Below are 3,903 nucleotides of genomic sequence, written 5' to 3'. Positions count from 1 at the left end.
TGTGCGCGGCGCCCGCGACGGCTACGTCGAGAACATCATTGTCAACACGGCGCTCACCCGCCGCCGCATCCGCGACGAGCGGCTGCGCTTTGAAATTTTGCAAGTCGGCGAGCGGTCAAAAACGGACGTATGCATCGCCTATATTAAAGACGTCGCTGACCCGGGGCTTGTTGAACTCGTCAAGAAAGAGTTGCAGCAAATCAACGTCGATGGACTGACGATGGGCGACAAAACAGTCGAAGAGTTTTTAGTCAAGCAAGGATACAACCCGTACCCGCTCGTCCGTTATACCGAGAGGCCGGATGTAGCAGCGACGCACCTGCTTGAAGGGCACGTGCTCATTATGGTTGATACATCGCCAAGCGTCATCATCACGCCGACAACATTTTTCCACCACGTCCAGCATGCCGAGGAATACCGGCAGTCGCCAGGGGTCGGGACGTTTGTGCGCTGGGTGCGGTTTTTAGGCATTTTGACGTCGTTGTTTTTGCTGCCGCTGTGGGTGCTGTTCGTCCTTGAACCGTCGTTGCTGCCCGAATCGTGGGCGTTTATTGGGCCGAACAAACAAACGAACATCCCGATCATTGTGCAAATTTTGCTCGCTGATTTTGGGATTGAGTTTTTGCGGATGGCAGCCATTCATACCCCGACGCCGCTATCAACCGCGATGGGTTTGATTGCCGCCGTCTTGATCGGACAAATCGCCATCGATGTCGGGCTGTTTGTGCCGGAAGTGATCTTGTACATTTCGGTGGCGGCGATCGGTTCCTTTGCGACGCCAAGCTATGAGTTGAGCGTGGCGAATAAGATTTCTCGATTGGCATTGGTCATTCTTGTCGCCTTGTTTAAAGTGCCCGGGCTCGTCATTGGCACGACCGTTTATTTGCTTTGGCTCGCCAGCATCCGCTCGCTTAATACGCCGTACTTATGGCCGTTCATCCCGTTCGATCCAGCGGCATTTATGCAAATTGTCGTCCGCCGTTCGGTTGCTGGAGCGAGAGTGCGCCCGAGCATCGTTCACCCGCAAGACCGGCAAAAACAGCCGTCATGACGCGAACGATCCATTTGGAAGCGGCCGTTTCCACCTATTGGCGGCCGCTTTTTTCGTTTTAGCGCTATTGCAACTTTTTTATAATTATGATAAGTTATATTTAATTGCTTGCACTGATGGTGCTTGCCTCAGTGCTTCGCACGTTTGCACGGACGGAATGGGCATGGCCCAGCGCGGGGTGTGCGGCCTTCCGTTTCAAGGCAGAGCCGATGGCGCTCTGCGGTTTTCCATTTTGTAAAGGCAGTTGCCGATTTTGCAAACTGTCTTTTTTGCTTTTGCCATGCGATTTCGATAGAGGAATGAGGGGTTTGCGATGTTTCTTCACGGGACAAGCCGCGTGAATGAACAAGGGCATTTGGAAATCGGCGGCGTCGATGTGGTCGAGTTGGCCAAAACGTATGGCACGCCGCTTTATATTTATGACGTTGCGTTGATCCGCGCTCGGGCGCGCGCGTTTAAAGAAGCGTTCCAGCGTCACGGCGTGCGGGCGCAAGTCGCGTATGCGAGCAAGGCGTTTTCCGCCGTCGCCATCGTGCAGCTGGCCGCTGAGGAGGGATTGTCGCTTGACGTCGTCTCAGGCGGTGAGCTGTATACGGCGCTTGCGGCCGGTTTTCCGCCTGAGCGCATCCATTTTCATGGCAACAACAAAAGCCGGGACGAATTGGCGATGGCGCTTGAACACGGCATCGGCTGCATCGTTGCCGACAACTTTTACGAACTCGAGCTGATCGAAGAGCTGGCGGCGTCATCCGGTCGGACGGTGCCGGTTTTGCTCCGCGTGACGCCGGGGGTCGAGGCGCATACGCACGATTACATTTTAACCGGGCAAGAAGATTCAAAGTTCGGCTTTGACTTAAACAACGGTCAGGCGGACGAGGCGTTTCGCCGTGTTATGGCATCGGCCGCGTTTCAGCTGCTCGGCGTTCATTGCCATATCGGCTCGCAAATTTTTGAAACAGCTGGGTTTGTGCTCGCGGCGCAAAAAGTGTTTGCCAAGCTGGCGGAGTGGAACAAGGAGCACGGATTTGTCCCAGCGGTTGTCAATCTTGGCGGCGGCTTTGGCATCCGCTATACGGAGGAAGACGACCCGATTCCGGTGACAGCGTACGTCGACTGCATCGTGGAAGAGGTGAAAAGGCAGGCCGAAGCTTGCCGCTTGCCGTTGCCGGAAATTTGGATCGAGCCGGGGCGGTCGCTCGTGGGTGATGCGGGAACGACGATTTATACGATCGGTTCGCGCAAAGAGGTGCCCAACGTCCGCACCTATATTGCCGTTGACGGCGGCATGAGCGACAACATCCGCCCGGCGCTTTACGGAGCGAAATACGAAGCCGCGCTCGCCAACCGGGTGTTCGGCGAGCCGACGGAAGTCGTATCGATCGCCGGGAAGTGTTGCGAGTCAGGCGACATGCTCATTTGGGACATCGCCCTGCCGGAAGCGAAGCCGGGCGATTATTTGGCCGTTTTTTGCACCGGCGCTTACGGCTATTCCATGGCGAACAATTACAACCGTCTGCCGCGCCCAGCCGTTGTGTTCGTTGAAAACGGCGACGCCCAGCTCGTTGTGAAACGGGAGACATATGAAGATTTGATCCAATATGATTTGCCTTTGAAAACGAAAGTGAAAAAGTGAAGGCCGCCGGTTGGAAAGAGAACGGCCTTCACAAAGAAAAGGCGCCCGCTGCTTTTTTTGGGCGCCTTCTTTCATCGTCTTTGGCGAGGACGAAGTGGGGGTAGTTGACTGTTGATTTGAGGAAAATGCTGATTTGATCGCGTTCCAAATTTCTTTGAAGATGTCGATAAGGTTTTGAATGAACGTTTTCCCTTCTTCTGACTGCAAAAACGCCGATAGCTGTTCTTTCGCCTTGCTCAGCTGATCGTTCACTTGATCCCAATTAATATGGGCGTTTTGCATTTTATGGAAAAGGGAAATCAGGTTGTTGATTTCATTCTCGCTCAGCGTAATGCCAAGGTCGTTGGCGATTTTTTCAATAAGGGCGCGCAAATCAGCGTCCGTCTGCGGTGGGTTGTTGGCGATTTCTTGTTTGATTTTCGCCAGCAGGGCGACCGCTTTGTCCGCGCCGATCGAATCGGCGAGCTTCGCCGTCTGCACCATTTCCTCGTTCGCCACTTTTTTGACATCATCAGGGATGGCTTGGTCCGAGGAAATTTCATACGCCTTCATCAGCCCCGTCAGCGCTGCGGTGCCGGAAACCGGAAACGGGGCGGTGATGTAAATATCGGCATCTTTCACCCCTGCGGTGATCAAGGCGTTTGTATACATCTCTTTCGTCACCCATGTGATGTTGTGCGTTTCGACATGAAGCCCCGAGCCGGGCTCTTTTATCGTGATCATCGACGACGAGATGGCGCGCGTGCCGATTTGCGCTTTCGGAATGAGTCCGTCCAAATATTTATGCTCCTCAACGTTTGAGACGGTGATCGTTTGCGCCCCGTCCGGCGCCTTCATTTCGTCGAGCACTTTTTGCTTTTGTTCATTCGTTAAGTTTTCCCCGAGCGTCACAATGACATCGCCCGGCGCGGCATCGGCCGCTGCGATGCCCGGAGATGCCAAGAGCACCGCCCAAAGCAGCGATGAAGCGATCGTTCGTTTCACATAGCTCGCCTCCTGTTTACGAAAATGCATTATCATTATACCGTACGCTCGCCTGCTTGGCTATCGGCAAAAAGCGACGCGGTCAGGCGGCGTGCGAATTTGAAAAGACATTTTTTCTTTTGTTTCACTTGGCAATCATGGTATGATAAAAGCAGTTTCGATGTCGAAAAGGAGCTGGATGCTTGTGGCGAAAAAAGGATATATTCTAATGGAAAACGGCGGGAAAATCAAGTTT

The 3,903-nt window shown here is 53.8% G+C and carries 2 protein-coding genes and 2 pseudogenes; 3 read left to right on the top strand and 1 reads right to left on the bottom strand.

Annotated elements, in window-relative coordinates; genetic code table 11:
- The coding region (locus tag VU18_RS09670; protein WP_236687347.1) for a spore germination protein at positions 1–1,051 on the top strand (1,051 nt) is incomplete at its 5' end.
- A gap of 313 nt (positions 1,052–1,364) precedes the next feature.
- Positions 1,365–2,684 carry a diaminopimelate decarboxylase gene (gene lysA, locus VU18_RS09665; RefSeq protein ID WP_014196257.1) on the top strand — a complete coding sequence of 440 codons (1,320 nt, stop codon included), beginning with the start codon at positions 1,365–1,367 and terminating at the stop codon, positions 2,682–2,684.
- A 111-nt stretch (positions 2,685–2,795) separates the two neighbouring features.
- Here the strand turns inward: lysA and VU18_RS17410 are convergent.
- A pseudogene (locus VU18_RS17410) lies at positions 2,796–3,668 on the bottom strand (DUF1002 domain-containing protein); the annotation flags it as partial.
- 142 nt (positions 3,669–3,810) lie between these two features.
- Here VU18_RS17410 and VU18_RS19980 point away from each other — a divergent pair.
- Positions 3,811–3,903 (top strand): annotated as a pseudogene (locus VU18_RS19980) (peptidylprolyl isomerase); the annotation flags it as partial.

Origin of the sequence: Geobacillus sp. ZGt-1 (assembly GCF_001026865.1) — a bacterium.
In the GTDB taxonomy this organism is placed as follows: domain Bacteria; phylum Bacillota; class Bacilli; order Bacillales; family Anoxybacillaceae; genus Geobacillus; species Geobacillus thermoleovorans.
This window is presented reverse-complemented; position numbering and strand designations above follow the sequence as displayed.

Coding starts and splice junctions, on each gene's coding strand:
- lysA (WP_014196257.1), top strand. CDS start 1,365: ATGTTTCTTCACGGGACAAGCCGCGTGAATGAACAAGGGCATTTGGAA.